Source organism: Pseudomonas sp. AA-38 (assembly GCF_029457475.1).
Classification (GTDB): Bacteria; Pseudomonadota; Gammaproteobacteria; order Pseudomonadales; family Pseudomonadaceae; genus Aquipseudomonas.
Genome location: NZ_CP120359.1, coordinates 866,863 through 892,658 on the forward strand (window position 1 = coordinate 866,863; position 25,796 = coordinate 892,658).

Sequence of the window (25,796 nt, forward strand, 5' to 3'; positions counted from 1 at the left end):
TGGAAACAAGTCATGCGGCGGACTCCTGCTTGCGGCTCGTGGCTGGCAGCTTGAAGCGCCACGCGAAGCGTGGCCGATAGAGAATCAGCACATCGCAGGCCAGTAGGTAGAACAGCATCATGCCCTGGAACAGTTGGGTGATCGCCTGCGGCAGATTGAGGTTCATCTGCGCGTTCTCGCCGCCCAGGTACAGCAGCGCCATCAGCAGGCTGGCGGCGACTATGCCGAGCGGGTTGAGACGACCGAGAAAGGCCACGGTGATCGCTGCATAGCCGTAACCGGGTGACACCTGCGGCACCAGTTGGCCGATGGGCCCGGCCACTTCGCCCACACCCGCCAGCCCAGCCAGCGCGCCGCTGACCAGCAGGGCGAACCACACCAGGCGTTTTTCGCGAAAACCGACGAAGCCAGCAGCGCGTTTGTCCAGGCCGAGCACCTTGATCTGGAAGCCGAGAAAGCTCTTGTGCAGCAGCACCCATACCGCCACCAGGGCCAGCAGCGCCAGGTATAGGCCGCCGTGCAGGCGCCCGTCCTCGCTGACCAGCGGCAGGCGGCTGGCATCGCCGAACATGGCCGATTCGGGGAAGTTGAAGCCGGCCGGGTCCTTCAGCGGGCCATGCACGAAGAACAGCAGCAGGTTCAGCGCGATGTAGTTGAGCATGATGCTGGTGAGGATTTCGTTGGCGTTGAACTGCGTGCGCAGCCAGGCGGTAAGCCCTGCCCAGGCCGCTCCCGCGCAGGTGCCGGCCAGCACCACCCAGGCCAGCGCCCAGCGGCTTTCCCAGTCGATCAGTTGCAGGGCCATGGCACTGCCTGCCAGGGCGCCGATCAGCAACTGGCCCTCGGCGCCGATGTTCCAGATACGCGCCTGGTAGGCCACCGCCAGGCCCAGGGCGCAGAGCAGGATCGGCAGCGCCTTGACCAGCAGTTCGGAAACGCCATACCAGTCGCTGACCGGCGCGATGAGCAGGGTGTGCAGGGTTTCCAGCGGATCATGGCCGAGCAGGGTGAACAGCAGCATGCCGCTGAGCAGAGTGAGCACGGCGGCGAGTAGCGGTGACAGCCAGAGCATGGGGCGCGACTCCTGGCCGCGCGGTTCCAGGGATAACAGCATGACGGGCTCCGTCAGCAGGCCGCAGCGGCGGCGGGTTGATCGAATTCACCGGCCATCCAGCGGCCGACTTCCACGGTGGATACCTGCGCCGTCTCGGCCAGCGGCGAGAGGCGCCCGCTGCACAGCGCGCCGATGCGGTCGCTGATCTGGAACAGCTCGTCGAGGTCTTCGGATATCACCAGGATCGCCGCGCCGGCATCGCGCAGGGCGATCAGCGCGCGGTGGATGGCCGCAGCGGCACCGACGTCCACGCCCCAGGTCGGGTGCGCGGCCACCAGCAGTTTCGGGTTTTGCAGGATTTCCCGCCCCAGGATGAACTTCTGCAGATTGCCGCCGGACAGGCTGCGTGCAGCGGTGTCGGCATCTGGCGTTTTCACCGCGAAGCGCTGGATGATCTGCTCGGCCAGCGCGCGCACCTTGCCGCGCTGTACCAGCCCACCCTTGACCAGGCCCTGGCCGAAGGCGGTGAGCAGAGCGTTGTCCACCAGGCTCATCTCCGGCACCGCGCCATGGCCGAGGCGTTCGGCAGGCACGAAGGCCAGGCCCAGTTTGCGCCGTGCATCTGGGTGCAGGTTGGCCACGGGCGCGGCATCCAGGCTGACCCGCTCGCGTTCGCCACGGGGCAGGCGGGTTTCGCCGCTGAGCAGGGCCAGCAACTCGTCCTGGCCATTGCCGGCCACCCCGGCGATGCCGACGATCTCGCCGCTGCGCACCTCCAGGCGAATGCGCTCCAGCGAGCAGCCGAACGGGTCGGGGTTGTGCCAACTCAGATCATCCACACGCAGCCGTGGCAGGCCGCCGCTGACTTTCGGGTAACTGCTTTCCAGCCCCTCGGCGTCGCCAACCATCAGCCGCGCCAGCTCCAGATCGCTGCACTCGGCTGGCACGCAATGCCCGGAAACCCGCCCGCCGCGTAGCACCGTGGCGCTCTGGCACAGCGCGCGCACCTCGCCGAGCTTGTGGCTGATAAAGAGGATGCTGCAGCCCTCATCGGCCAGGCGGCGCAGGGTGACGAACAGCTCGTCGGCCTCCTGCGGGGTGAGCACCGAGGTGGGCTCGTCGAGGATCAGCAGTTTGATGTCCTGCATCAGGCAACGGACGATCTCCACCCGCTGCCGTTCGCCGATGGACAGGCTGTGCACCAGGCGCGTTGGCTCCAGCGCCATGCCGTAGCGCTGCGACACCTCACGGATCCTCGGTTCCAACTGCTTCGGTGTGCCGGCGTCCGCGCCCATGGCCAGGGCGATGTTCTCGGCGACGGTCAGCGTCTCGAACAGCGAGAAATGCTGGAACACCATGCCAATGCCCAGACGCCGCGCCATGGCCGGGTCGCGCATCACCAGCGGCTGGCCCTGCCAGCGAATCTCGCCGCTGCTGGGCTGGGTGACGCCGTAGATGATCTTCATCAACGTGCTCTTGCCGGCACCGTTCTCGCCGAGCAGGGCACGGATCTCGCCGGGGGCAATGCTCAAATCGATACGGTCATTGGCCAGACATCCGGTGTACTGCTTGCTGATGGCAGTTAGCTGCAAGCGTGGGGAAGCGTGTGGGGCGTGCATGGGAGATGCTCATGGGAATGACTGAGCATGGCCAAAGCAAAAACCTGGCCATGGAGTCAGAAAAATGCATCTCCTGAGGCCTGGCTCTCCGGCTGTGGGGTTTTCATGCCCGGCGCTGGTGCGCGCCTCTCCGCCGGCAGCGCCCGACGCACCGCATTCGCGCGTTCGCGGCTAAAGCCCCTCCCACAAGGGCTGCATCTGCCTGTAGGAGGGGTTTCAGCCGCGACCCGTAGCCCGGATGCAATCCGGGGTTGCCTGTTTGCTGGCCGCAGCGACCCGTAGCCGAATGCCGGTGGCGGCGCACAGGGCGCTTCGGGGCCGTAATGCTGGAGCAAAAAGAGGAGGTCAAGCGAATACGCCAGACTGTCTGGGCATAACAGTAAGACTATGATTGGGAAGGATTTTTGGCAGCAAGCGAAACGTGATGGTGCGGAGTTAGATGGAAGGCTCTACTATTGGATTAGTACCGCCTTCCATCTAATCACTGTTAGGTTTCTAGCATCATGATATGAGTTCAAACAAGGAGAGGTAAATTGAGAGGTTCCGAAGAATTTTATAGTAGCCCCGACACCAATGACTGGATATACATTGGAGGGGACATCTACAATCGGACATGGTCAAAAATTGGCAAGACAACAAATGGCTTGGACACACGTCATAGATCTTCTCAAAATCCTGGATACTTCATTTTTACTGCTTTTAATATAATCCGGGGCAATGTTCACGAAATCGAATCTAACTTATTAAGTTATCTTGATGTTCAGCCGGGTTTAGAGAGGTTAATTCATTTTAGTACCGGCAGTCTAAGTGAGTGTTTTCGGTTGAATCCAGCACAAATGACTTACTTAGTTGAAGGCTTTATTGGCCATCGTTATGGCTCATGTGTTACATACGAGAATAGCTTTCATGGAGGTATTAGTCGCTATGAGTGTCGACCTGATATCTGCCGCTATTACGATGACTCAAGGTACCAACCAATTAATCCGGTGCCTCAACCGAACACCCTAAATAGTTCTAATTATTTCTCAGGAAACCAAGAAGAGTATGAGATTGACCTTGGCGGCGGTCATTATCTCGATGTAGCCAGTTGCATGATTAAACATGTTGATGATGATTTTTGACCATATTTTATATATACATAAGTGCTGGTCGAAAAAAAACCTAACAAGTCAATTAGCTACGCGCCTGCGGCGCCGGACGCAAAAGAGCTGCGCTGGTTATTGAAGCGTTAGGCCACAAATCAAACTTAGGAGATTCATTTATACATGAAACAATTGTCTTTCGGTAATCTCCTATGGGAGAGCACAATAAAAAGCTGGGGAGGTATTCTTACCTTTCTTAGTTTTATTGGTGCGCTACTTGTTTTTTACTTAGTACCTGAGGCCAGCAGTGTCGAATTAAAATATATTTTGCCAGCAATAATTGTCGTTTTCTTTGCGGTAGTTGTTGCATTAAGGGCTGCGTGGACTGCATGTCAGGAATCAGATGCGAAAATTCCTCGTGTTATGTATGTTAAGGATGCACCTAAAGCCTATTCAGGTGCTTGTGCTTTGTTTTTAGTCGAGCCAACGCCTCTTTTGTCACATGATGCCATCATTTCTGTTTACTACTTGGAAGATGACCTGGAACGGCTCGTAGGCGTAGGTAAAGTAATAAATGTGCAAAATGACAAAAAAGTACAAATAGTCATTACCGATAATTATGACTTCGGCGAAAAACTTACCCAAATCATGGCGAACTCTAAAGATGAGTTGAGAAAATTGATTGTTAAAGCGTCTGTACCCAGCTTTATCTTAGAGGATATTTCAAATGGCAGATAATACACAAAAAGCAAACTACCCAGCGTTAGTTGCAAAGGTTAATGACGAATACACTCTGATAATTAATCGCGGATCAGACCACGGCGTGAAGAAGGGTGATAATTTTTTAGTCTATTACGTAGACCCAGAAGAGCTGAAAGATCCTGAGACTGGAGAAAGCTTGGGCAACTTGGAAATAATTAGAGGTACAGGAACAGCAACCCACGTTCAGTCGAAAATGACCACTATTAAATCTAATCGTGTTGTTTCTAGAGGTCGTATAATTCGTCGTCAAACAGGAATTCTAGCTTCATTGAGCGGCGAGGTTGTTGAGGAGCCAGAGAAAGAAGCTATGCCTTTCGATGATCCCAATGTTGGTGATAAGGTCAAGCCTGTGTAGCCTAACAAATTGCTGCACTCGGAAAAATTACTCGCTGCGCTCCTAATTTTCCGGTGAGCAAAGCGTTAGATTTTTAAGGAGTACGTACCGAATGTTGGCATTTTTTCTAGGTGCAGGAGCGTCAGTAGAGTGTGGGATGCCGCTTGTCTGGCCATTTACAGCCACATTTAGGGAGAATGTTTTAAAGAGGATTGATACACAGCTATTCAATTTTTCAGACAATAAAGAAATTAAAGAGCGATTTGTGGCAATCATACGCAATACGGATATGCACTATGAGCAAATGGTAAGCGAGCTAGAGAAATGGAAGCTATCTTCGGTTGGAAAAGAGCGCGAAATTGTTGATGGGTTAATTAAGCAAGCCACAGAATGCATCCAGTTATTGCTCTTGGAGCTGCAAGAGAAATGCAATCCTAGAATGCAGTTTAGATTTGATCACTATTTTGGTCTGAAAGCGATCATCAAAAAATTTGGCTGTTTAGATATCTATTCACTGAATCATGACTTAATCGTAGAGGAGCTATGTGCATTCTATAAAATTCCTTTGAAAGATGGCTTCTATGCTGATCGTGAACATGGATATGGTCGATTGGGTTCTTTCAAGGTTGTTACGAAAGAGGAGCTTCAGCAGCACCGCTTAGATTTCTTTGATCAAAACGAGTCTGGCGTTAATCTTGTCAAGCTACACGGATCATTTGATATTTTTGCAATAGAAGATAAAGGTAAATACCTGAAATCTGTCGGAGACAGCGAGTTTGGGTCTTACGTTAGGGCGGTTAGAAATATCGAAAGACTTAGCTTGGCGGAATGCCAAAAGTCAGGCGTTCGAGGAGTCAATGAGCTTTTTGTTAATGATGATTCCGGTGAGCTTCAATTTCTAAGGCGATCTTTACTTTCAGGTGGACACAAGTTTTCAGACAAATTTGAACAGATTGCACCCAGGGAGTTATTTGAAGAATTTGAAACTAGAATTATGTCTGTTCGTGAACTTGTTGTCATTGGCTATGGTTTCGGAGATGAGCATGTAAATGTGGTCTTTTGTGATTGGTTGAAGATACCTGGTACAAAGTTAATAGTCTGTGACCCCTATAGAACCGAAGTTCCAGACTGTTTATCAAACAATGCTAATCAGGTAGAAATTAAAAATTTGGGATTTACAGACTTGCTTCTATCATTTGACCCTGAGGGTGACACTGATGATAAAAAGCAAAAAAGAATGCTTATTCAACATCTTGAGTCATTGTCTAAGTCAGAGATTGAAAATCTAACAAGTTTGTTAAAAGGACGCTCCTGACGTCGCGCCTTTTACAAAAGCGTTATGTTTCAAGGCGAAAATGGATAGACAACTAGAATTCATTGCGGTGTTGCCGTTCAAACCTCGCCTCAAGGGAATGGTCCTTTCGGCAGAGGTAAAAAAATCAAGTCACCCCGTAATACTGCAAATATCACCTGAGAATAAATTCGATATTATTCCAGGAATCAAAACAATTGACACGTCTCATATGCTGGTCGCAAAGCTAACTATGCATATAACGCATGTCGGTGATGAGGCTTCACTAGCCAAAAGATGCCAGTCCGACAAGCTGATATGGGAAGTTCTAGGGTGTCTAAACACAATATTGTTGATAGCAAAATACATTGATGGAAACACGAGATACACCAAGGAAATAAGGAGTGTAGGAATAATAGACCTACTCTTCTATCAGCTTGTAGTCGACGGCCAAACGTATGCAATGCAAGGCAACTCCAGCTTCTATGCAGAAAATGACTCACTGCAAAGCGCTTTATCTCATAAGCCATCAGTGCCATCCAATGAATGGTACACATTAGTTAGAGCATCTGAACTTGTAGAGCGAGGATACAACAGTGAGGGCCTACTGATTGCATTCTCACTGCTTGACAGCTCAGTTCAAGACCACCTAAAAAAGAAGATGGAAGAATTATCAAGTGACGAAAGTGAAGATTTGCTCTCAAAAATAGCTTACGACAGGCTGAAGGTCTATCTTGGGAGCTTCCACAAAGCTCTTACCGGTGTATCCATAATCGAGAAAGGCCAGTTAGCCAGCGAACTTAAGTGGCTTAATAACACAAGAAATGATGCAATTCACAATGGCATGAGCTGCGAAAGACCTGACGCAATAAAGGCAATTAATATAATAATCAAAATAATGAGGTTGCTGAATGAGTTTGGCGCTGAATATGAGCTTCCAGACGTGCTATTTGAAACATAATAATTGGTTCAAACCGTTCGCTTCGCTCACTGGGACGGGCTAAAGCCCGCCCCTTAGCTTAATCGTTAACCGAACACAATAAGCTCAGGGCGTAGGGTGGATAACGCGAAGCTTATCCACCATTGGCGAGCAGGTAGCCGGGATCGAATGTAGCGATGCCTGAACGATGGGCTTCGCTGCACTCCACCCATCCACAACTACAACGTTTGCGTTCGGGCTTCAGAGATAGGAACCAACCAGAGCGAGCATCCAGAGCGCTGCGGCAGGGATGATGAACAGCAGGTTGAGGCCGCTGATACGGGCATTGCTCTGGCCGTTGTCATCGCCGCTGGCTTGGTTGGCGTGTCGCTGGATTTGTGCCAGGGGGATCGCCGGAGCCACGATGCAGCCGATCAGCAGTAGCATATTCAGAGAACCGTTCTCGAGCTCGATACGAGACAGGCCATTGCTGACTACCATCAGCACGACATAGAGCCAGGCGGTGCCTGAATAATCCCATGATCCCAGACCCTGACGCTGCTTGTGCTCGCTGATCCGCCTGCATAGCGAATGGGTGAAGAAGATCTGAAAGAACGAGCGTACGGCCGGCATGATCTTTTTCGGCAGCATTGCAGCACGCTGGCTGTCCCACTGCTTGTAGAACCAGTAGAGGGGGTAAAGGCCGAAGGTGGCGAAATTCAGCAGGTAGAGTTTGTTCTCTGAGGTGACGAAGAAGGCGCTGCGGGGGGAGGATTGTTCGTCCAGCAGTTCGGCTTTGGGAGGCTGATACAGGTTGTCCATTGACCTGGTTCCGATTGACGGTTTTGGGAGGCTCGCATCCAGCGAGTGTTCTTAGCACGCAAGAGTATAGGTATATCGAGGCGCTCTGACTGTGCACGCTGGCAGGAAATGGCAACAGCCTATCCGGCTCGGTAGCGACGCCGAGCGTCGCGGTAGTGCTCCCACGCTGGCGCGTGGGAGCCATTGTCCTGGGGGGCTATACGTCAGGCGCTTACCAGGGCAGCGGATTGCCTTGGTAGTCGAGGTAGCGCAAGCCAGGTTGGCCGACGGCTGCGCCGACCTGTTCGACCATGCCTTTGCAACTGCTGTCGATATCCAGCGGGGCATTGTCGCCGCCCATGTCGGTGCGTACCCAGCCTGGATGCATCAGCAGCACGCCGAGCTTGGGGTTGTCCTGGCCGCGCACGAAGCACTGCGCCAGGTGGTTGAGTGCAGCCTTGCTGGCACCGTACAGCGGCATGCCCATGCCGGCGCCGGTTTCGATGCTGCCGAGGATCGAGCTCATGAACACGATCAGCCCCTGCTCGGCGGCCAGGTTCGGCAGCAGGCGCTCGGCCACGCGCAGCGGGGCGACGGCGTTGGTCAGGAACAGTTGGCCCATTTCTTCTGCGTTGGCCTGTGCGGTGCTGTGGTGCGCGGGGCCGGCGACACCGGCATTGACGAAGATGACGTCGAAGCGTTGTCCGTCGAGGCGACCAGCCAGTTGCTCCAGGCTGGCCGGATCGGTCATTTCCAGATGCTCCACGCGCACGCCGAGCTCTTGCAGGGGGGATTGCTGCGCCGCGCTGCGTACGGTGGCGGTCACGGCCCAGCCCTGGGCGGCGAATTCACTGGCCAGGCCAAGGCCAAGGCCGCGCGAGGCACCGATGATCAGGATGGATCGGGAGGCAGTCATATCAGGCTCCATGACGGTGAGAGAGGTGCCTTAGCATAGCGCACTTAGTCTGTCAGCCAGGCGCCCTGGCTGCGGCCGTGGCCGGTCTGCTGGTCGTACTGCCGTTCCTGTTCGGCATAGCGTTGCAGGATGGTGTTGGCGCGTTGATTGGCCTGCTGTTGCATCTCGGCGCAGCTTGGATATTCCGGTGTCGCCAGCAGGGCGGCGTCGATCTCGGCGGCGGCTGCCTGGCCGATGCGGTAGTGGCCCAGTTCATGTTCGCGCAGCGCACCGAGGTACTGCTCGAAACGCTGGCGCTGCTGTGCATCACCGCCGCCCAGGCGGGGCAGGGTGATGGTGGCGTGCAACTGGGTACGGGTGAGGTCGATCTGGCAGCGACCGTCACGTTGCTCGCGCCACCAGAAATTCCATTGCACACGCCAGCGGGTATAGGCGTGATAGATCTGGCCGTTCTGGCGAATCGGTGAAGCCTGGTCGAGAGCAAGGCTGAGGGGCTCGCCGGAGGCCACCTGCAGGTCGTAGTACTGCTCTTGCAAGCGCTCCTGCACTTCGGCCTGGGCCGTCAGTGCCAGCCATGGAAGCAGCGCGGCAATCAATGTTCGTTTCATGGTGCGCTCAGGCTCTCCCGTCCACGGCTGATATCGCCCAACAGCCGCTCCAGCACTTCACGCTCGGCCGGTGCCACGGCCAGGTGCAGGCGGGCGCCGGTGGCGTCGTAGTGCTCGCTCTCGATCAGGCTGTCCAGCTCGTTCAGGCGAGCTTTGAACAACGGCAGTTCGGCGAACTGCAAATGGCAGGTGAAGGTCTGGCGCATGATCAGTTCGCGGCGCTCGCCGGCCTGCAGGCATTTGGCCGCGCTGCCGCCGTAGGCGCGGGCCAGGCCGCCGGTGCCGAGCTGGATGCCGCCGTACCAGCGGATCACCAGTACCACCACCTGGTCGCAACCCTGCCCTTCTATGGCGGCGAGGATGGGCCGGCCGGCGGTGCCGCCCGGTTCGCCGTCGTCGTTGAAGCGGTACTGGTTGCCGACCTTCCACGCCCAGCAGTTGTGCGAGGCGGCCAGGTCGCTGTGGCGCTCGATAAAGGCCTGAGCTTCGGCGGCGCTGGCGACTGGGGCGGCGAGGGCGAGGAAGCGGCTTTTGCGGATTTCCTCGCGGTATTCGCAAGGGCCGAGCAGGGTACTGGGCATGGCAACCGGGTCTGCAAATGAAAACGCCCGTCAGTATAAGCCTGGCGGGCGCTGTTCTACCCAGGGCGCTATCAGGCGCCGATCACGCCACCGTCGTCGCGGCGGATCATCACCACCGAGGAGCGTGGGTGCATGCCGTCGCGGTGATCCGGGAAGCTGGACTTGCCATCCTCGCCCGGATGCTGCACGCCGACGAACATGGTGCGTTGATCCGGGGCGAAGGCCAGGCCGGTGATCTCGCAGCCGCGCGGGCCGACCAGGAAGCGACGAATCTCGCCGCTGACCGGGTCGGCGCAGAGCATCTGGTTGTTGCCCATGCCGGCGAAGTCGCCGCTGTTGCTGTAGTTGCCGTCGGTGAGCACCCACAGGCGGCCATCCTTGTCGAAGCCGAGGCCGTCGGGGCTGTTGAACATGTTGTCGGCGTTGACGTTGGCCGAGCCGGCATTGGGCGTGTCGGGGTGCACCACCGGGTTGCCGGCGACCACGAACAGATCCCAGGTGAAGCGCTCGGCAGCGGCGTCGTCGCCAGCTTCGCGCCAGCGCAGGATTTGCCCGTAGAGGTTGTTGGCGCGCGGGTTGGCGCCGTCCACCGGCTGGTCTTCGTTGCCGCGTTTGACGTTATTGGTCAGGGTGCAATAGACCTGGCCGTCCTGCGGGCTGACGGCGATCCATTCCGGGCGATCCATGCGCGTGGCGCCAACCTGGGTGCCGGCAGCACGGGCGCGAATGAGCACGTCGCCGTGGTCGCTGAAGCCGTTCTCCGGCGTCAGGCCGTTCTGGCCGAAGCGCAGCTTGATCCAGCGCCCCTCGCCACGGGGTTGCAGGTCGTCGCCGCCGAGGTGGGCGACGTAGAGATCACCATGGTCGAGCAGGTGACGGTTGGCCTTGGGATTGCTCTTGTCGAGGCGATCACGGCTGATGAATTTGTAGATGAATTCGCCGCGCTCGTCGTCGCCCATGTACACCACCACACGACCGTCGCGGGTCTCGGTGAGGGCGGCGTTCTCGTGCTTGAAGCGGCCCAGTGCGGTGCGCTTGATCGGCTTGGAGTCCGGGTCGAACGGGTCGATCTCGGTGATCCAGCCGTGGCGGTTGATCTCGTTGGGATGGCGGGAGAAGTCGAAGCGCTCATCAAACAGGTGCCAGCGGTTGTCGCTGGCGCCTTCGAGGTTGGCGCTGTAACGCTTGAGCGCCGGGCTCAGGGCCAGCTTGGCGTCGGTGCTGCCGAAGCAGTCGGTGAAGTTCTCTTCGCAGGTCAGGTAGGTGCCCCAGGGAGTCATGCCGCTGGAGCAGTTCTGGAAGGTGCCGAGCACTTCGGTGCCGAGCGGGTCGGCGGCGGTTTTCATCAGCGCATGGCCACGCGCCGGGCCGCTGATTTCCATGGGCAGGTTGGCATGGATGCGACGGTTGTACGGCGAGCCCTGGACGAACTGCCAGGCGCCATCGGCATTGCGTTTGACTTCGATGACGGTGACGCCCACGGCGGCTTGGGCCTTGCGCACGTCTGCCAGGGACTGCGGCGGCTTGCCGTGCTGCAGCAGATATTGGTAGTTGCAGTATTCGTTGTTGATCGCCATGAGCGCGCGGTTGGCGTCGCCCGGCCAGGGGAAGAAGCTCATGCCGTCGTTGTTCTCGCCGAACTGGCCGAGCTGCTCCTTGGCGGTGTGGCTGCCATCGCCGCGATAGGGCGTGGAGTCGGCATGCAGCGGCTGGCCCCAGCTAATCAGCACGTCGAAGCGGTAGCCCGGCGGCAGGGTGATGGTGTCGGCGGTGGTCGCCGCGATGTTGTCGAAGCCGAGCAGCGCTTGAGTGCTGATGGCATTGGCCAGAGCCGTGCGGCCCAGCGGGCTGCCGGCCAGGAACAGGGCGGCGCCGGCCAGGGCGCCGGTGCCGATGAAGCGGCGCCGGCTCAGTACCAGGCGCTGCAGGTCAGTCAGTTCGTTATTGTCCATCAGGCAACTCTCCTCCACAGGTGGAGGGCAGCCTAGTGGGCGAATGTGACGAGTCTATGAAGCTTTGTTTGCGGGTGTCAGGCCGCAGCCCTTGAGGATGATCTGCACCAGTTGTTCGGCGGCCTCCTCGAAGTCCTGCTTGGTCAGGCGCGAGCACTGCTTGATGCGGCAGATCTGCGAGGCGAAGTCGGCGTAATGCTGGGTGCTGCTCCACAGCAGGAAGATCAGGTGCATCGGGTCGACCGGATCCATCTTGCCGGCGGCGATCCAGGCCTCGAACACTGCAGCGCGGCCACGGAACCACTCCAGGTAGCTTTGATTGAAGTATTGCGACAGGCACTCGCCACCGCTGATCACTTCCATGGCGAAGATGCGCGAGGCCTTCGGCTGGCGCCGGGAGAACTCCATCTTGGCGCGGATATAGCGTTCCAGCGCCTCGGCCGGGTCGTCGTCGACGGTGAGGTGATTGAAGGTGCTGTCCCAGAGTTCGAGGATGTTGCTCAGCACCGCCAGGTACAGCCCCAGCTTGTTGGTGAAGTAGTAGTGCAGGTTGGCCTTGGGCAGGCCGACGTTCTGCGCGATGGTGTTCATGCTGGTGCCCTTGAAGCCGTGACGGGCGAACTCCTCTTCGGCGGCCTTGATGATGGCCTCTTCGTTTTTCTGGCGAATGCGCCCAGCGGGTTTGTCGTGGGCGGTGTGAGCATGGACTTCAAGGGTCATGGCGATTCCGAACTGATCTGGGGGCGGAGCGATTGCACTGATACCCCAGCCCCGCCTGGGTGACAAGCCTTGCTGCAGGAAAACGGCTGCCAGCGCCCGCGCGGCAAGCAATGGGCGCTGGTGCCTTGGCGCGGGTCAGACCCTGAACGAGGCGAGCAACCCGTGCAGGTCGCGGGTCATGCCGCTCAGCTCGCCGCTGACGTGCACCGTGCTTTGTGCCTCGTGGGCGTTGCTCTCGCTCAGGCTCTTGATCTCCAGGGTGTTCTGCTCGACGCCTTGCACCACGGCGGCCTGCTGCTCGGCGGCCGAGGCGATCTGGATGTTGTGGTCGATGATCTGATCCATGCTGCCGGTGATGGCCTCGAAGGTGCTGGCCGTCAGGGTCACCTGCTCGACGCTCTGCGCCGCGCTCTGGTGGCTGTTGCGAATGGTCTTCACCGCGTTGTCGACCTGCTGGCGCAGGCGCTCGATGGTCTGGTCGATCTCGCCGGTCAGCTCGTGCGAGCGAATCGCCAGGCTGCGCACCTCGTCGGCCACTACGGCGAAGCCGCGGCCCTGCTCGCCGGCCCGCGCGGCCTCGATGGCGGCGTTGAGGGCCAGCAGGTTGGTCTGTTCGGCCACGCTCTTGATCAGGTCGACGGCCTTGACGATCTCCTGGCTTTCCTTTTCCACCGAGGTGATGGCGGCGATGGAGTCGTCCATCTCGGTGAACAACTGGTTGATCCGCGTCACCGCCTGATCCACCTGTATGCGGCCCTCGCGGCATTTCTCACCGGCGCCGTTGGCCTTGTCGGCGGTAACGTGGGAGTTCTGGCTGACCTCCTGAACGTTGCTCACCAGTTCGCTCATCGAGGTGGCGATCAGTTCCAGTTCGCTGGCCTGGCGCTCGACGCTGCGCTGGCTGGTGGAGGCGCTGTCGGCCACGCTCTGGGCCTTGCCCAACGTGCTTTCGGAGAAGCGCACCACCTCGGCGATGAGCTGCTGCATGCGGGTCTGCATGTCGTTGAAGTCCTTGGCCAGGTCGCCCAGCTCATCGCGGGCGGCGGTGGTCACTGGCTGGCGCAGGTCGCCCTCGGCCATGCGCCGGGTAGCGCTGGTCAGGTCGCGGATGGCGCCGTGCACCGACAGGTAGAAGCCGACGAACAGGTACAGCAGCAGGGCGATCACCAGTGCCAGGCTGGCTGACCAGAGCATCAGGGCGTGCTGGTTGGCATCGGCACGGGTCTGCAGCAGCGTGCGGGTTTCCGTGAGCAGCGCCTGGCTGGCCTGGTCGAGGCTGGCGAACTGTGGTGCATAGGCCGCGTAGCGCTGCTGCCACTGCTCGACCGATTTCTGGTCGAAGTAGCCGCTTTGCGTGTAGGTGTCGACGATCTCGCGCTTGTAGCGTTCGGCCGCTGCCTTGGCGGCCTCGCTCATCAACTGGCGTGCCTCTGCGTTGCCCTTGCCCTGGGCCAGGTCGGCGTAGCGCGAGAGGGTGTCGAGCTGGTTGGTGATGGTCGGCCGCGTCGACGACTCGAGAAAGCCGTAGGCGGTCATGTAGCTGGCATAGATGCGGGTGCGCGCCATCACGTCATACAGGGGCAGCCACTCGTTGAGCAGCAGGTCGACGTTGCGGTACACACGCGGGTCGCTGTCCTGGCTCAGGCGCGAGACGGCGGCAATCTCGCGCATGTTGGCGATCAGCGGAGCGATGAAGCGGCTGTGCTCGATCATCTGCGAGCTCAGGCCCTGGGTGGATATCTTGCTGCTGGGCTCGGTGCCCTGGGCGCCATCGCCCAGGGCGAAGTCAGCGAACGGGCCGCCCTGCAGGTGGGCATCGAGAGCCTGGCGCTGCTGTTGGTAGGCCTGCGTCGTCTGCTCGATGAGCTGTTTGGCATCGTCCTTGTTACGGGCGTAGCCGATCACCTGCATGCCGGCCATCTCCAGCGCCTGGCGGTAAACCGGCAGGTAGTGTTCGAGGCTGAGCAGGCCTTGCAGCTCGTTGCGTGAGGCGTCGAGATCCTGGCCGACATCCATCAGCTTGCTGATCGACAGCCAGCAGTAGGGCAGCATGAAGAGCGTGAAGATGAGCAGGAATTTATGGGCGTAGCGGGCGCGGTTCATCAACGCCAGAACCGGATTGAAGAAAAACATCGTGGCCCCTTGGCAACCTTGATAAGTCATGACGGCCCCTGGAAGGGAGCTGGGGCCCTGTGGGTGGTGACGAGTGTTACTCCCGCAACACTCTGGCCCATTGCCAGCAAAAAGCTTGCCGTCATGAACTCGGCGACGTTGATTTGACGGAATCGCTCGCCATCATTCGCCTCATTCTGCGCGTTCGTCAGGCTCCAGAGGCAGCAGCAGGTTCATCAGGATGGCGGTGAGGCCGCCGCTGGTAATGGCTGAACCGAACACGGTCTGCACCAGCGTCGGCATCTGCCGTAGCAGCTCTGGCTGACTGGAGATGCCCAGGCCGATGCCGAAGCTGGTGGCCATGATCAACAGGCTGCGGCGATCCAGCGGGGCCTGGGCGAGGATGCGGATGCCGGCGGCGGCCACCGTGCCGAACATCACCAGGGTGGCGCCACCCAGCACCGGCTTGGGAATCTGCTGCAGCACCGCACCGAGCACGGGGAACAGCCCGAGCACGATCAGCAGCGCGCCGATGTAGTAGCCGACATGCCGGCTGGCCACGCCGGAGAGCTGGATCACGCCATTGTTCTGGCTGAAGGTGGTGTTGGGAAAGGTGTTGAACACGGCGGCGATCAGCGAGCTGACGCCATCGCCGAACACCCCGCCCTTGATGCGTTCGAGGTATTGCGGGCCCTTGATCGGCTGGCGCGAGATCATGCAGTTGGCGGTGAGGTCGCCGGTGGTTTCGATGGCGGTGATCAGATAGATCAAGGCCACCGGGACGAAGGCCATCCAGTCGAAGGCGAAGCCGTAACGAAAGGGGACTGGCAGGCTGATCAGCGGCAGCTCGGGCAGTGGCTGCGGTACCAGCACACCGCACAGCCAGGCGAGCAGCGAACCCAGCAACAGGCCGATGATGATGGCCGACAGGCGCAGCCAGGGGTTGCTCAGGCGGTTGAGCACGATGATGCAAACCAGCACCAGCGCGCCCAGGGCCAGGTTGATCGGCGCACCGAAATTCTCGGCATTGGCGCCGCCGCCGAGGTCGGTGATGCCCACTTCGATCAGGCTGATACCGATGATGGTGATGACGATGCCCGTCACCAGCGGCGTGACGATGCGTTGCAGGCGGCCGATGAAACGGCTCAGCAGCATCTCGATGAAGGCACCGAAGAAGCACACACCGAAGACCATCGCCAGGATGTCATCGGCATTGCCGCCGCGGGCCTTGACCATCATCCCGGCGGCCAGCACCGCACTGAGGAAGGCGAAGCTGGTGCCCTGCACGCAGATCATCCCGGCGCCTATGCCGAAGGGCCGGCGCGCCTGGATCAGGGTGCCGACACCGGAGACCATCAGGCCCATGCTGATCAGGTAAGGCAGTTGCTCGTGCAGGCCGAGCACGCCGCCGATGATCAGGGTCGGCGTGACGATGCCGACGAAGCAGGCCAGAACGTGCTGCAGGGCGGCGAAGAACGCCGGCAGCGGCGCGGGGCGATCGTCCAGGGCATAGATCAGGTCGGAATGGGCGGGCGTTTCATTGGGCATGGCAGGTTCTCGCGACAGAGGCGGGTGGGCGGACGATGCTCGCAGGGCGGCACCTGGCAGCAGCGGGTGCTCGCCTGAATGCAAGAAGCTGACCATGTGATCAGTTTTTTTGGGCTTTTGTGCGCAACGCTAGGCTATGGTTTGGATACGATTCGCGGTGCTTTTGTGCCCGAAGTGCTGTTCGCGATGCTTCATGCACCATGCCGGAACGCAGTGCTCATCAACGGTGCAGGCCATCAGCCCTCGGCCAGGGCTTCGAGAAAGCTCTCCAGTACCAGATGCGCACGACGCCCCTTGCGCGTCACGGCGGCCAGGTTGATGTCGTAGAAGCGGCTGCTGGCCTTGAGGGCGCGCAGGCGTCCCTGCTGCACCCAGGCCTGGGCATAGTGATCCGGAAGGTAACCAATGTAACGCCCGGTGAGGATGAGGAAGGCCATGCCTTCGCGATCCGAGGCGCTGGCCGTGCAGTTCAGTGCCTGGTAATGGCTCTGTACTTCGGGCGGCACGCGGAAGGTCGGGGCGATGGCCTCCTGAGCGTTGAGCCGCTCGTCCTCCAGTTGTTGGTCGTCGACGTAGAACAGCGGGTGGCCGACTGCGCAGTAGAGCAGCGAGCGCTCGTCGTACAGCGCCTGGTATTCCAGGCCGGAGAGGGCGCCGACCTGCGGCACCACGCCGATATGCAGGCGGCCGTCGAGCACGCCCTGTTCCACCTCCGAGGGTGGCGTCATGCGGATATTGATGCGCACGTCCGGCCCCTGCACCTTGAGCCGAGCCAGGGCGTTGGTGATGCGCATGTGCGGGATGGTCACCAGGTTGTCGGTCAGGCCGATATTCAACTCGCCGCGCAGGTGCTGGTGCAGGCCATTGACCTCGGTGCGAAAACTCTCCAGTGCCGCCAGCAGTTGCAGGGTGCTCTGGTACACCTCGCGGCCTTCCTCGGTCAGGGCGAAGCCGGCGCGGCCACGCTGGCACAGGCGCAGGCCGAGGCGTTGCTCCAGATCGCTCATCTGCTGGCTGATGGCCGAGCGGCCGATACCCAGGGCACTCTCTGCAGCGGAAAAACCGCCGCATTCCACCACGCTGCGAAACAGTTTGAGCAGGCGGATTTCAAAGTCACTGACCTGGGCCAGTGGATCGGGGCGGCGGCTGCTCATCTGTTTAGTGGGCTCTGAACTGAAGTTAAGAAAAGTGTTGTTTTACTGACTCTATGCCCGTGGCACCTTTGCTGGCAACAGACGCTATACCAGTGGGAGGCGCTTCAGCGGCGACAGTCGCGGCTAAAGCCCCTCCCACCTTGCTCCTGATCACGCCGCCACTGTCGAGGCCACCCCAATGAACATGCCGCAGACTGCAACCCCATCCCTGGCCAGCCAGCTCAAGCTGGATGCGCACTGGATGCCGTTCTCCGCCAACCGCAACTTCCAGCGCGACCCGCGCCTGATCGTGGCGGCTGAAGGCAACTGGCTCACCGACGATAGCGGGCGCAAGGTTTACGACAGTCTGTCCGGCCTGTGGACTTGCGGCGCCGGTCATTCGCGCAAGGAAATTCAGGAGGCCGTGGCCAAGCAACTCGGCACCCTCGATTATTCGCCAGGCTTCCAGTACGGCCATCCGCTGTCGTTCAAGCTGGCCGAGCAGGTCGCCGACCTCATGCCAGGCGAGCTGAATCATGTGTTCTTCACCGGCTCCGGCTCCGAGTGCGCCGATACCGCAGTGAAGATGGCCAAGGCCTACTGGCGCCTGAAAGGTCAGCCGGCCAAGACCAAGTTCATTGGCCGCGCCCGTGGCTACCACGGCGTCAACATCGCTGGCACCTCGCTCGGTGGCATCGGCGGCAACCGCAAGATGTACGGTCAGTTCATGGACGCCGACCACCTGCCGCACACCCTGCAGCCGCACCTGGCCTTCACCAAGGGCATGGCCGAGACCGGCGGCGTGGAGCTGGCCAACGAGCTGCTCAAACTGATCGAACTGCACGACGCCTCCAACATCGCCGCGGTGATCGTCGAGCCGATGTCCGGCTCCGCTGGCGCCATCGTGCCGCCGGTGGGCTACCTGCAGCGCCTGCGCGAGATCTGCACGCAGCACAACATCCTGCTGATCTTCGACGAAGTGATCACCGGCTTCGGCCGCATGGGCAAGTGGAGCGGCGCGGAATACTTCGGCGTCACCCCGGATCTGATGAACGTCGCCAAGCAGATCACCAACGGCGCCATCCCCCTGGGCGCGGTGATCGCCAGCAGCGAGATCTACAGCACCTTCATGCAGCAGCCATCGCCGGAGCACATGATCGAATTCACCCACGGCTACACCTACTCAGCGCACCCTGTGGCTTGCGCCGCTGGCCTGGCGACGCTGGAATTGCTCAAGCGCGAGAACCTGATCCAGCAATCCGCCGAGCTTGCGCCGAAGTTCGAGGCCGCCCTGCATGGCCTGAAGGGCACCAAGCACATCGTCGACATCCGCAATTGCGGCCTGGCTGGCGCCCTGCAGATCGCCCCGCGTGACGGCGACGCCGTGGTACGCCCTTTCGAGGCCGGCATGGCCCTGTGGAAGGCCGGCTTCTACGTGCGCTTCGGTGGCGACACCCTGCAGTTCGGCCCGACCTTCAACGCCAAGATCGAAGACCTCGACCGCGTGTTCAACGCCGTCGGCGACGTGCTGAACAAACTCGACTGATGCCTTGCTCCCCTCTCCCGCCTGCGGGGCGCGGAGCGGGGGCCGGGGGAGAGGGCGTCTCTCCCCAGCACCCGATTTCTTGATGGAGAACCCCATGAGCCAAATTCCTCACCTGATCAACGGCGAACGCGTGACCGGCACTGGCCGCACCGCCCCGGTATTCAACCCCTCTACCGGCGATTCCACCACAGCCGTCGGCCTGGCCGACCGCGCCACCTTGCAACTGGCCATCGACGCCGCCAAGGCCGCCTTCCCGGCCTGGCGCAACACCCCGCCGGCCAAGCGCGCGCACATCATGTTCCGCTTCAAGCAACTGCTGGAGCAGAACGAGAACGAAATCGCCGCGCTGATCAGCGCCGAGCACGGCAAGACCCTCGAAGACGCCGTGGGTGAACTCAAGCGCGGTATCGAGAACGTCGAGTTCGCCTGCGCCGCCCCGGAAATCCTCAAGGGCGAGTACAGCCGCAACGTCGGCCCCAACATCGACGCCTGGACCGACCTGCAGCCGGTCGGTGTGGTCGCCGGCATCACCCCGTTCAACTTCCCGGCCATGGTGCCGCTGTGGATGTACCCGCTGGCCATCGTCTGCGGCAACTGCTTCATCCTCAAGCCCTCCGAGCGTGACCCCAGCTCCACCCTGTTCATCGCCGAGCTGCTGCAACAGGCCGGCCTGCCCAAGGGTGTGCTCAACGTGGTCAACGGTGACAAGGACGCGGTCGACGGCCTGATCGAAGCGCCCGAGGTCAAGGCCCTGAGCTTCGTCGGCTCGACGCCGATTGCCGAATACATCTACAGCGAAGGCACCAAGCGCGGCAAACGCGTGCAAGCCCTGGGCGGCGCCAAGAACCACGCCGTGCTGATGCCCGATGCCGACCTGGACAACGCCGTCAGCGCCCTGATGGGTGCCGCCTACGGCTCCTGCGGCGAACGCTGCATGGCCATTTCGGTGGCCGTATGCGTGGGCGACCAGATCGCCGATGCGCTGGTGGAGAAGCTCGTGCCGCAGATCCAGGCGCTGAAGATCGGTGCCGGTACTCAGTGTGGCCTGGACATGGGCCCGCTGGTCACCGCCGCCGCGCGTGACAAGGTCAAGGGCTACATCGACGCCGGTGTGGCGCAAGGCGCCAAGCTGGTGGTCGACGGTCGCGGCCTGGTGGTGCCGGGTAACGAGAATGGCTTCTTCGTCGGTGGCACCCTGTTCGACAAGGTGACCCCGGACATGACCATCTACACCGACGAAATCTTCGGCCCGGTGCTGTGCATCGTCCGCGTCGGCAGCCTGGAAGAGGCCATGGCCCTGATTAACGATCACGAGTACGGCAACGGCACCTGCATCTTCACCCGTGACGGTGAAGCCGCGCGCCTGTTCTGCGACGAGATCGAAGTGGGCATGGTCGGCGTCAACGTCCCGCTGCCAGTGCCGGTGAGCTACCACAGCTTCGGCGGCTGGAAGCGTTCGCTGTTCGGCGACCTGCACGCCTACGGCCCGGACGGCGTGCGCTTCTACACCCGCAAGAAGGCCATCACCCAGCGCTGGCCGGCACGCAAGAGCCACGAGGCCGCGCAGTTCGCCTTCCCCAGCAATGGCTGAGTGAGTTGAGGCGGTAAACGAAGGCCGGTCGCAAGACCGGCCTTTTCGTTATGGGCACCATGCATATCTCTCCTCTGCCAGCTCTGATAAAACGACCGTCAGACAAGCAAGGGAGAAGCACGATGAGCGAAGCATTCAAGCTGGATCTTCACACTTACCTGGGGCGTCTGGGCTATGCCTCGGCGCCACCGGCGACCCTCGACACCTTGCGCGAATTGCAGGCGCGGCACACGGCACAATTCCCCTTTGAAACCCTGACCTGTCTGCTGCGCGTGCCGGTGGAGGTCGAGCCTGCCGCGATCCAGGACAAGCTGCTGCGCCAGGGGCGAGGCGGTTACTGCTTCGAGCTCAACCGCCTGTTCCTGCTGCTGTTGCAGGCGCTGGGCTTCGACGCGCGCGGGCTGACCGGGCGCGTGCTCCTGAACGGCCCGGAGGATGCCCAGCCGGCTCGCACTCATATGTTGGTACTGGTGACCCTCGATGGCCTGCGCTACATCACCGATGTCGGTTTCGGCGGTATGGTGCCCACCGGCCCGTTGCTGCTGGACAGCGAGGCAGAGCAGGCCACGCCCCATGAGCCCTATCGCCTGACATCGGTGGACGGCACCTACACCCTGCGTGCATTGGTGGCTGGAACCTGGCGGGCGATGTACCGGTTCGATCTGCAGCATGTGGCGGATATCGATTACGTGGTCGGTAACTGGTACGTGTGCACCCATCCGGATTCGCCCTTTCTTGGCCAGATGATCGCCGCCCGCACTGGCCCAGGCCTGCGCAAGAGCCTGAACAACGGCAGCTTCGCCATCCACCGCCTGGGGCAGGCGAGTGAGCGGGTGCAGTTGCAGAGCGTCGATGAGGTGCTGAGGGTGCTGCGGGAGGAGTTCGGGATTCGCGTGCCGGAGCATCCGGAGCTGCACAGCCTCATCGAGCGCTCGATGGCACAGGGCTGAGCGGCTGCAGGCTCTTGTGGGAGGGGCTTTAGCCGCGAAAGAGTTTGCAGCCGCTTGGGCGTTTCAGGTTCTGCACCGAACCGTTCCCCTCTCCCGCTTGCGGGAGAGGGGCTAGGGGAGAGGGCGCTTTTGATCTGGCACTTCGACGCCGCTTCAGCATTACCTGAACCTTCTTGTTTCGCCCCCCTCGGGCGAGTTTCCTTTGGCAAACGCCCGGATGGCCGGCCCCGCCAAAAGGAACCAAAAGGTCTATGCCCCACCATCCGGAACTAGGCGTCCCCGTCATGCTGCGCTCGACTTCCCTCACTCCATCGTCGCTCCGAGGGCCCGACCTAGGCGGCCCCCGACGAAGGGCCATCCCTGGCCCATCGCGGCTCTCGGCTTTGGCATCCTGCGTCGCTCTACCTCCTACATCCATGTAGTCGTCGCGGCATCCATGCCGCTCAACCCTCTACGCAACGATTCCGTTCGGCCTTCTGACGGGAGCCGTCGGTGCAGAACTGGAGACCGATGCGCTACCAGGCATGGTGGATAAGCTTCGCGTTGTCCACCTTACTTGCTCCATGTCTTATTTTGTCTTGTACATTCGTTTAGAGCTTCCGGTTTGGATAAATCCTTCATCGCGCAATGCAGAAATGTAATCACCAATAAGATCTCTGCGTTTAGAACTCGTTCTTTTCCAGCCCCAGTATTTGGAGATGGCAGGGTAAAGGATTTCAGTTAGTTTTGATTTTGTTCCTTCACTAAATGGAGCGCTGGCTAGAGCTTTTAGGCAGATTAGTTTTAATGGCTCTAGATTAAATAGTTCTTTGTCTAGCTGATTTATAAGGGACGTAGCGGTTGTGGCTTTTTGAGTGGCAGAATTTTTGCATTTTGTCGCAAAATTCAATGCGATTTCATCAATGTATATCGATCCGGAGGAGTGGCTGTTGAGTAGCTTTTTTAGTCTAGATTTATGCTTGAGTAGGTCGTGAGAAGGAGCTTTTCCAGTAAGCAGCTCTATAAAGGAAATGGCTGTCGCATACAGGTCATAGCCTGGCTCTGCTGTGTCTACTCCTGGTGGTCGGTATAAGGGGGTGTAACCGATTATACTTTTCCCTTTTTCAACTCCAACGCCAAGATCTATTATTTTTATTATTTCTGTGGCTTCGGGCATTCTAAACACAGTGTGGGGCCGCTTTTTTACTTTTGTATAGAAAAATATGTTTGATGGTTTGATGTCGGCGTGAATATATTTTCCGCCCCTCTGGTATGGTTTTCCATGTAATTTGCTTAGTCCGTGAAGGACTCCTCTAATGATTTCAAAGGAGTCAAAGTAGTGCTGTATGTTGTTTTTCTTGTATCGCCGTGTATTTATGTGGCTGGAAAGAGTCTTCCAAGGATAATCTAGGTGTTCCATTGTGTAGGCGTGCCACCCGTTTGGGGAGCGATATACATCAAATACCCTAACGGTTTCTGCTGCTTCTCTGCATATTTTTATTTCATCTGCAAGATTTATATTGCTAATTTTAATTGCTACTATACTGTCAATCCAGCGATCTTTGGCGCGCCAGACAGCTCCGAAGCCGCTTTCTTCTCCAATTGCCTTGTCTCCTTCTAGAATGTATCGCTCTTTGATGAGCGGAAAGAAGCTATATATTTGGTCTTTTGTTAGGAGGCTTGCAGCATTCACTCTATTACTATCCTTTAGATAGATTTGAATTATCTGAATTTTTAGGGCGCTTTTCGAACTATGTTCCCTAGCGGGTTTCTTTAGTGCTGGGTTTTGTATCTTTTCATGGATTTGGAGATTTCTAGTATGTGCTTAGCGAGTGACTATTGTATGTGGGGCGAATCTTTTTCGCTGTTTAATTGGATTCAATAAAGCTATTTAGCAATAGCGACCGACGCATTATCCGCATCGATCAAAACAGCGAGATGTTTATGCTGGCGGGAGGGGGAGGGCTTGCTGGCCATGGGGCATCCTTGCGGGGTGATGCCCAGACATTACTGCGAAATGATGGCTTGGCGCCATAGTCCCAAATGGCTATGGCGCGCTTTTGAGCTTTAGCCGTTGCGGCTGCTCAACTGCCAGCCGCCTCTGCCGTCCAGATCAAGCTGGTGGCTGTGGAAGGCGGCGAGGGTGTGGCGGTGGCCGACGCTGATCAGCAGGGTGTCGGGCAACTCGCGGCGCAGCAGGGTGTAGAGCGACTGTTCCAACCCTTCGTCCATGGCCGAGCTGGATTCGTCGAGGAAGGCCACCGCCGGGCGGTTGTAGAGCAGGCGGGCAAAGGCCAGGCGTTGTTGTTCACCCAGGGACAAGACGCGGCTCCAGTCGCCGGGTTCGTCCAGACGACCTGCCAGATGTGGCAGGCAAACTTGTTCCAGCACCTGTTGCATGCGCTCGCGGTCGTCGCCCGGTTCGGCGGGGTAGGCCAATGCGCTGCGCAGGTCGCCCAGCGGTAGGTAGGGGCGTTGGGCGAGGAATAGCGCCTGGTGCCCGGTGGGCCGCGCCACTTGGCCATCGGCGTAGGGCCAGAGGCCGGCGAGGGCGCGTAGCAGGGTGGTCTTGCCGCAGCCGGAAGGGCCGCGCACCAGCAGGGCCTGGCCGGGGTGCAGGTCGAGGTTGAGGCCATCAACCAGCAGTTGGCCGTCCGGGCGTTGCAGGTGCAGGTTCTCGACGTGCAGGCCGCTGGCTTGGGCGCTGGTGGTGACGTGGGGCAGTTCGCGGGCCTGTTGGTTGGCGTCGAGCAGGCCGCTCAGGCGGTCGAGGGTGGCGCGGTACTGGGCGAAGGCATCGTAGCTGCTGCGGAAGAACGACAGGGCGTCCTGCACCTGGCCGAAGGCCTGCGCGGTCTGCATCACGTCGCCGAGCTTGATGGCGCCACTGAAGAAGCGCGGCGCCTGGATGATGAAGGGAAAGACCACGGCCACCTGGCTGACGCCAAGGTTGAATCCGTCGAATTTCAGGGTTCGGTAGACCAGCGCCCAGAGGTTTTCCACCAGTGCGGCGAAGCGGCCCAGCAAGGTGCGCCGTTCCACGTCGCGGCCCTGGTAGAAGGCGACGTTTTCGGCGTATTCACGCAGGCGCACCAGGGCATAACGGAAGTTGGCCGAGCGCTGCTCGTTGAGGAAGTTCAGGCGGATCAACGGGCGGCCTAGGCGGAAGGCGATCAGTGTGGCGATGATCACGTAGATGTATACGGCGAACACCATCGCCCGTGGGATCTCCACACCGGCTACCGTCAGCTGTGCGGACAGCCCCCAGAGAATGGCGCTGAAGGCCACCAGCGAGACCAGCGAGCTGACTGCGCCGAGCGAGAGCTTGAGCGAGCCGGAGACGAAGGCGGCGACGTCCAGCTCGATGCGTTGGTCGGGGTTGTCGATCGGCTGGTCGAGGAACTGGCCACGGTAGTAAGCATCGCCCTTGAGCCAGTCATCGGTCAGGCGCTGGTTGAGCCAGGTACGCCAGTGAATGCTCAGCGCCTGGTTGACGTAGAAATCGAACAGCGCTCGCGCCACGTGGATGCTGGCGAGAATGGCGAAGATGCCCAGCATGAACCAGAACGCCTTCTGATCCAGCTCCTGCAGCGCGCTGTAGAAGCCGTTGTACCAGAAGGAGAACAGCACGTTCATGCGCACCGCGAACAGCGACAGAAGCAGGAGCAGGGCGAAGGTCGCCAGCGGTCGCCAACTGTTGCGCGGGTTCAGGTAGGGCCCGGCGATCTGCCAGAACTGCCCGCCCCAGCGGGTGAAGCGTACCAGGGCGAGGGCGGTGAGGGTGAAGCCGACAAGGGTGCACAGTGAGGCGATGGCCAGCCAGATCAGGCTGTCGGTAAGGGCTTGGTGCCAATCCATAAGGTGTGGGTTCCGCGATGCTTCGACAGGGAGGGGATGCCGGAGGGCCGGCTGCCGAGACTGAAGGCGTGAGTTATACGCCTGTGTTGCAGACTTTTCGCCGTTTCGTTGGTTCCTGCGGTGGCAGGCTTTGTAAAAGTCGGACGGCTGCCGTTCAGGTTGCGAACGGCTGTTGCTATTGCGTCTGCTTCAGCGCCTCTTGCAGGCGTTGGTTATTGGCGGCATTGGCCTGGTCGATCTGCTGCTTGAGTTGCTCCATCTGCTGCTGGGCCTGTTGTGCCTGCTTGGCTTGCAGGCTGGCGGTGGCGGCGGTTTCGCCGGCGCCACAGGCGCCAAGGGTGAGCAGCAGGGCAAGGGTGCTGAGGTGGGATAGGCGCATGGTGGTTTCCAGGTGGGGCACTGGCCTATAGAGTGGCCGATTTCGCCTGATTTGTATGTGC

At 59.6% G+C, this 25,796-nt stretch carries 22 protein-coding genes; 8 read left to right on the forward strand and 14 right to left on the reverse strand.

Annotated elements, in window-relative coordinates:
* Positions 1-10: 10 nt before the first annotated feature.
* Both PVE35_RS03960 and PVE35_RS03965 read right to left on the reverse strand, forming a co-directional pair.
* Complete coding sequence (locus PVE35_RS03960; RefSeq protein WP_277373873.1) at positions 11-1,114, reverse strand: ABC transporter permease; 1,104 nt, start codon at positions 1,112-1,114, stop codon at positions 11-13.
* A gap of 11 nt (positions 1,115-1,125) precedes the next feature.
* Positions 1,126-2,673 (reverse strand): ABC transporter ATP-binding protein, encoded by a 1,548-nt coding sequence (locus PVE35_RS03965; RefSeq protein ID WP_277373874.1) that lies wholly within the window; start codon positions 2,671-2,673, stop codon positions 1,126-1,128.
* A 533-nt stretch (positions 2,674-3,206) separates the two neighbouring features.
* Between PVE35_RS03965 and PVE35_RS03970 the strand changes: the two genes are divergently transcribed.
* The 5 genes from PVE35_RS03970 to PVE35_RS03990 all read left to right on the forward strand — a co-directional run bounded on the left by PVE35_RS03970 (position 3,207) and on the right by PVE35_RS03990 (position 7,103).
* On the forward strand, positions 3,207-3,794 hold the full coding sequence (locus PVE35_RS03970) for a hypothetical protein (RefSeq protein ID WP_277373875.1): 588 nt from the start codon (positions 3,207-3,209) through the stop codon (positions 3,792-3,794).
* A 144-nt stretch (positions 3,795-3,938) separates the two neighbouring features.
* Complete coding sequence (locus tag PVE35_RS03975; RefSeq protein ID WP_277373876.1) at positions 3,939-4,493, forward strand: hypothetical protein; 555 nt, start codon at positions 3,939-3,941, stop codon at positions 4,491-4,493.
* Positions 4,483-4,872 (forward strand): hypothetical protein, encoded by a 390-nt coding sequence (locus PVE35_RS03980; RefSeq protein WP_181076566.1) that lies wholly within the window; start codon positions 4,483-4,485, stop codon positions 4,870-4,872. The genes PVE35_RS03975 and PVE35_RS03980 overlap by 11 nt, the downstream gene beginning before the upstream one ends.
* A gap of 91 nt (positions 4,873-4,963) precedes the next feature.
* On the forward strand, positions 4,964-6,166 hold the full coding sequence (locus tag PVE35_RS03985; protein WP_277373877.1) for a hypothetical protein: 1,203 nt from the start codon (positions 4,964-4,966) through the stop codon (positions 6,164-6,166).
* A 40-nt stretch (positions 6,167-6,206) separates the two neighbouring features.
* Positions 6,207-7,103, forward strand: coding sequence for a hypothetical protein (locus tag PVE35_RS03990; protein WP_277373878.1), 897 nt, complete (start codon positions 6,207-6,209; stop codon positions 7,101-7,103).
* A 219-nt stretch (positions 7,104-7,322) separates the two neighbouring features.
* Here PVE35_RS03990 and PVE35_RS03995 read toward each other — a convergent pair whose 3' ends face one another.
* From PVE35_RS03995 to PVE35_RS04035, 9 genes are all read right to left on the reverse strand, one after another.
* Positions 7,323-7,883 carry an MFS transporter permease gene (locus tag PVE35_RS03995; protein WP_277373879.1) on the reverse strand — a complete coding sequence of 187 codons (561 nt, stop codon included), beginning with the start codon at positions 7,881-7,883 and terminating at the stop codon, positions 7,323-7,325.
* Between the two features lie 211 nt (positions 7,884-8,094).
* Positions 8,095-8,778 (reverse strand): SDR family oxidoreductase, encoded by a 684-nt coding sequence (locus PVE35_RS04000; protein WP_277373880.1) that lies wholly within the window; start codon positions 8,776-8,778, stop codon positions 8,095-8,097.
* 44 nt (positions 8,779-8,822) lie between these two features.
* Entirely contained in the window at positions 8,823-9,386 is a 564-nt protein-coding gene (locus tag PVE35_RS04005) for a DUF922 domain-containing protein (protein WP_277373881.1), read from the reverse strand.
* Positions 9,383-9,967: a YigZ family protein gene (locus PVE35_RS04010; protein ID WP_277373882.1), complete on the reverse strand. Its 585-nt coding sequence runs from the start codon at positions 9,965-9,967 to the stop codon at positions 9,383-9,385. Before PVE35_RS04010 ends, PVE35_RS04005 begins: the two co-directional genes overlap by 4 nt.
* A gap of 71 nt (positions 9,968-10,038) precedes the next feature.
* Positions 10,039-11,919: a PhoX family phosphatase gene (locus PVE35_RS04015; protein ID WP_277373883.1), complete on the reverse strand. Its 1,881-nt coding sequence runs from the start codon at positions 11,917-11,919 to the stop codon at positions 10,039-10,041.
* Between the two features lie 54 nt (positions 11,920-11,973).
* Entirely contained in the window at positions 11,974-12,639 is a 666-nt protein-coding gene (locus tag PVE35_RS04020) for a TetR/AcrR family transcriptional regulator (RefSeq protein WP_268181479.1), read from the reverse strand.
* A gap of 135 nt (positions 12,640-12,774) precedes the next feature.
* Positions 12,775-14,772, reverse strand: coding sequence for a methyl-accepting chemotaxis protein (locus PVE35_RS04025; protein WP_277373884.1), 1,998 nt, complete (start codon positions 14,770-14,772; stop codon positions 12,775-12,777).
* A gap of 171 nt (positions 14,773-14,943) precedes the next feature.
* Positions 14,944-16,299, reverse strand: a complete 1,356-nt coding sequence (locus tag PVE35_RS04030) for a nucleobase:cation symporter-2 family protein (protein ID WP_277373885.1) — start codon at positions 16,297-16,299, stop codon at positions 14,944-14,946.
* Positions 16,300-16,535: 236 nt separating this feature from the next.
* Entirely contained in the window at positions 16,536-17,453 is a 918-nt protein-coding gene (locus tag PVE35_RS04035) for a LysR family transcriptional regulator (RefSeq protein WP_268181483.1), read from the reverse strand.
* Between the two features lie 178 nt (positions 17,454-17,631).
* Between PVE35_RS04035 and PVE35_RS04040 the strand changes: the two genes are divergently transcribed.
* The 3 genes from PVE35_RS04040 to PVE35_RS04050 all read left to right on the forward strand — a co-directional run bounded on the left by PVE35_RS04040 (position 17,632) and on the right by PVE35_RS04050 (position 21,519).
* Positions 17,632-18,978 carry an aspartate aminotransferase family protein gene (locus PVE35_RS04040; RefSeq protein ID WP_268181484.1) on the forward strand — a complete coding sequence of 449 codons (1,347 nt, stop codon included), beginning with the start codon at positions 17,632-17,634 and terminating at the stop codon, positions 18,976-18,978.
* A gap of 94 nt (positions 18,979-19,072) precedes the next feature.
* Complete coding sequence (locus PVE35_RS04045; RefSeq protein WP_277373886.1) at positions 19,073-20,569, forward strand: CoA-acylating methylmalonate-semialdehyde dehydrogenase; 1,497 nt, start codon at positions 19,073-19,075, stop codon at positions 20,567-20,569.
* A gap of 122 nt (positions 20,570-20,691) precedes the next feature.
* Complete coding sequence (locus PVE35_RS04050) at positions 20,692-21,519, forward strand: arylamine N-acetyltransferase (RefSeq protein ID WP_268181487.1); 828 nt, start codon at positions 20,692-20,694, stop codon at positions 21,517-21,519.
* 568 nt (positions 21,520-22,087) lie between these two features.
* Here the strand turns inward: PVE35_RS04050 and PVE35_RS04055 are convergent.
* The 3 genes from PVE35_RS04055 to PVE35_RS04065 all read right to left on the reverse strand — a co-directional run bounded on the left by PVE35_RS04055 (position 22,088) and on the right by PVE35_RS04065 (position 25,735).
* Positions 22,088-23,191 carry a hypothetical protein gene (locus PVE35_RS04055; protein ID WP_277373887.1) on the reverse strand — a complete coding sequence of 368 codons (1,104 nt, stop codon included), beginning with the start codon at positions 23,189-23,191 and terminating at the stop codon, positions 22,088-22,090.
* A gap of 374 nt (positions 23,192-23,565) precedes the next feature.
* A complete protein-coding gene (locus tag PVE35_RS04060) occupies positions 23,566-25,356 on the reverse strand; it encodes an ABC transporter ATP-binding protein/permease (protein WP_277373888.1) in 1,791 nt (596 codons plus the stop codon).
* A 175-nt stretch (positions 25,357-25,531) separates the two neighbouring features.
* Positions 25,532-25,735: a hypothetical protein gene (locus PVE35_RS04065; protein WP_277373889.1), complete on the reverse strand. Its 204-nt coding sequence runs from the start codon at positions 25,733-25,735 to the stop codon at positions 25,532-25,534.
* Positions 25,736-25,796: the final 61 nt, after the last annotated feature.

Bases quoted from the DNA above. Each gene is read 5' to 3' on its own strand.
- PVE35_RS03960 (WP_277373873.1), bottom strand. From the start codon at position 1,114: ATGCTGTTATCCCTGGAACCGCGCGGCCAGGAGTCGCGCCCCATGCTC.
- PVE35_RS03965 (WP_277373874.1), bottom strand. From the start codon at position 2,673: ATGCACGCCCCACACGCTTCCCCACGCTTGCAGCTAACTGCCATCAGC.
- PVE35_RS03975 (WP_277373876.1), top strand. From the start codon at position 3,939: ATGAAACAATTGTCTTTCGGTAATCTCCTATGGGAGAGCACAATAAAA.
- PVE35_RS03980 (WP_181076566.1), top strand. From the start codon at position 4,483: ATGGCAGATAATACACAAAAAGCAAACTACCCAGCGTTAGTTGCAAAG.
- PVE35_RS03985 (WP_277373877.1), top strand. From the start codon at position 4,964: ATGTTGGCATTTTTTCTAGGTGCAGGAGCGTCAGTAGAGTGTGGGATG.
- PVE35_RS03990 (WP_277373878.1), top strand. From the start codon at position 6,207: ATGGATAGACAACTAGAATTCATTGCGGTGTTGCCGTTCAAACCTCGC.
- PVE35_RS03995 (WP_277373879.1), bottom strand. From the start codon at position 7,883: ATGGACAACCTGTATCAGCCTCCCAAAGCCGAACTGCTGGACGAACAA.
- PVE35_RS04000 (WP_277373880.1), bottom strand. From the start codon at position 8,778: ATGACTGCCTCCCGATCCATCCTGATCATCGGTGCCTCGCGCGGCCTT.
- PVE35_RS04005 (WP_277373881.1), bottom strand. From the start codon at position 9,386: ATGAAACGAACATTGATTGCCGCGCTGCTTCCATGGCTGGCACTGACG.
- PVE35_RS04010 (WP_277373882.1), bottom strand. From the start codon at position 9,967: ATGCCCAGTACCCTGCTCGGCCCTTGCGAATACCGCGAGGAAATCCGC.
- PVE35_RS04015 (WP_277373883.1), bottom strand. From the start codon at position 11,919: ATGGACAATAACGAACTGACTGACCTGCAGCGCCTGGTACTGAGCCGG.
- PVE35_RS04020 (WP_268181479.1), bottom strand. From the start codon at position 12,639: ATGACCCTTGAAGTCCATGCTCACACCGCCCACGACAAACCCGCTGGG.
- PVE35_RS04025 (WP_277373884.1), bottom strand. From the start codon at position 14,772: ATGTTTTTCTTCAATCCGGTTCTGGCGTTGATGAACCGCGCCCGCTAC.
- PVE35_RS04030 (WP_277373885.1), bottom strand. From the start codon at position 16,299: ATGCCCAATGAAACGCCCGCCCATTCCGACCTGATCTATGCCCTGGAC.
- PVE35_RS04035 (WP_268181483.1), bottom strand. From the start codon at position 17,453: ATGAGCAGCCGCCGCCCCGATCCACTGGCCCAGGTCAGTGACTTTGAA.
- PVE35_RS04040 (WP_268181484.1), top strand. From the start codon at position 17,632: ATGAACATGCCGCAGACTGCAACCCCATCCCTGGCCAGCCAGCTCAAG.
- PVE35_RS04045 (WP_277373886.1), top strand. From the start codon at position 19,073: ATGAGCCAAATTCCTCACCTGATCAACGGCGAACGCGTGACCGGCACT.
- PVE35_RS04050 (WP_268181487.1), top strand. From the start codon at position 20,692: ATGAGCGAAGCATTCAAGCTGGATCTTCACACTTACCTGGGGCGTCTG.
- PVE35_RS04060 (WP_277373888.1), bottom strand. From the start codon at position 25,356: ATGGATTGGCACCAAGCCCTTACCGACAGCCTGATCTGGCTGGCCATC.
- PVE35_RS04065 (WP_277373889.1), bottom strand. From the start codon at position 25,735: ATGCGCCTATCCCACCTCAGCACCCTTGCCCTGCTGCTCACCCTTGGC.